This is a genomic window from Microbacterium sp. B24 (genome assembly GCF_000333415.1).
Classification (GTDB): Bacteria; Actinomycetota; Actinomycetes; order Actinomycetales; family Microbacteriaceae; genus Microbacterium.
Window position 1 is genome coordinate 1 of sequence record NZ_BADB01000090.1, and the last position, 1,665, is coordinate 1,665.

Below are 1,665 nucleotides of genomic sequence, written 5' to 3' on the forward strand. Positions count from 1 at the left end.
GGGGTGACCACCGCACTGAACACGGCGATGGTGACGACGGCGATGCGCCACTGACGACGGATGGTGCGCGCCGACAGGGCACCGAGAGTGTTGAGCAGGACGAGTAGAACCGGAAGGACGAACGCCACTCCGAAGGCGACGACCAGCTTGAGGACGAAGTCGACGTAGTACCCGGCATTGAGGATCGAACTGTCCTGGTCGGAGGCGAAACCGGCGAGAACCTCCACCATGTGCGGGAACAGCAGCACGCCGAACGCGCTCCCCGCCGCGAAGAGCACGATGGCGCACGCGGCAGAGGAGAACGTGTACCGGCGCTCGCGCCGCGTGAGCCCGGGGGAGACGTACGCGAACAGTTCGAACAGCCACACCGGGCTCGACAGAACGATGCCCGAGAACAGTGCGATCTTCACCCTGAGGTCGAACGCGCCCGTGATGCTGTCGTAGTTGAGGCTCGCGTCGCGTGACTGGGCGATCTGCTCGATGGGGGCGCGCAGGATGGCGAGGATCTGCTCGGAGAGCAGGAAGCCCGCCGCGATGCCGATCGCCAGAGCCACCGCCGCGCGGGTCGAACGCGTGCGGGCTTCGCGGGCGTGAGCCGCGAGCGGCATCGCGCCGCGCGCGGCGGTGGCGGCGGTCACGACGCGCGCTCCGGCATTGCGCGCGCGGGCACCGGCGCGGTCGGCGCGGCGGGTGCGGATGAGAGGGTCTTCGGCTCTGCGGCGGCGACGTCCGTCGGCGCGGCGGGCACCGTGCCGGCCTCTGCCGCGGTCTCATTCTTCAGAATGCGCACCGACTGCCCGATGCTGCGGGCGAGGGCGGGCAGTTTTGCGGCTCCGAAGAGGAGGACGACGACGGCAAGGATGATGAGGGCGTGCCAGCCCGTCAGATTCTGCAGCATGATTTCTGTCCTTCGGTGGGGTGAGAGGTCACGGGCGGCTGCCGCCACCGGGCGACGAGACCGTGGCCTGGGTGGTCGCGTCGATAGCGACCGAGAGCGATCCGACGTACCCCGAACCGGTGTCGCCGGAGAAGGTGCCCATCTCGAGCTCGTAGCCGTCGGAGAACACGTTGTCGTTGTCCAGGCTGCCGATATCGGCGAGGTTCGCCGACGATCCCGGATAGCTGCTCAGCGCATACACCGCGTCGAGCATCTCCTGGGGGAAGGCCACCTGTGACGTCGCGATCTGGTTCTCGACGTTCGTCGCCGAGGCGGCATCCGGGTAGACCTCGAAGTGGATGTGCGTCCACCGGCCGCGGTAGCAGCCGGGCACGATGGTGGAGAAGGTGACCTGGCCGCTCGCGTCGGCGACCTGGATGCCGCGGAGGTAGGTTTCGTCGACGATGGCGTCCGAATACATCGAGTACAGGCCCTGCGCATCGCAGTGCCAGACGTAGATCGCCGCGCCGGCGTAGGGCGCGTTGCCGTTCGCGAGGTCGCTGAGCGTGAACGTGAACGTGAGCGGCACTCCCTCTGCCGTGGCGCCGCCGTCAAGACTGGAGCGGATGTCGCCGCGCACGATGCCCGACTCGCTCAGCACGTTCACCCCGCCGGTTCCGTCGGCAGGGTAGGGGCCGTTCGTCTCCTGGTTGATCTCCGCCGTGGCGTAGGTCGCCGACGAAGTGGCTGACGGGGAGGGGACTCTAGAGGATCCCCGGGACCGAGCT

General features: G+C 68.3%; 3 protein-coding genes. All 3 read right to left on the reverse strand.

The window, feature by feature from the left end:
* On the reverse strand, positions 1-638 hold a 638-nt coding region (gene tatC, locus I5I_RS02080; RefSeq protein WP_051039432.1), incomplete at its 3' end, for a twin-arginine translocase subunit TatC.
* Positions 635-898, reverse strand: coding sequence for a twin-arginine translocase TatA/TatE family subunit (locus tag I5I_RS02085; RefSeq protein ID WP_051039433.1), 264 nt, complete (start codon positions 896-898; stop codon positions 635-637). The genes I5I_RS02085 and tatC, both read right to left, overlap by 4 nt.
* Before the next feature lie 28 nt (positions 899-926).
* Positions 927-1,665 (reverse strand): intradiol ring-cleavage dioxygenase (locus I5I_RS02090; protein WP_036315902.1); only part of this gene is annotated, 739 nt, incomplete at its 5' end.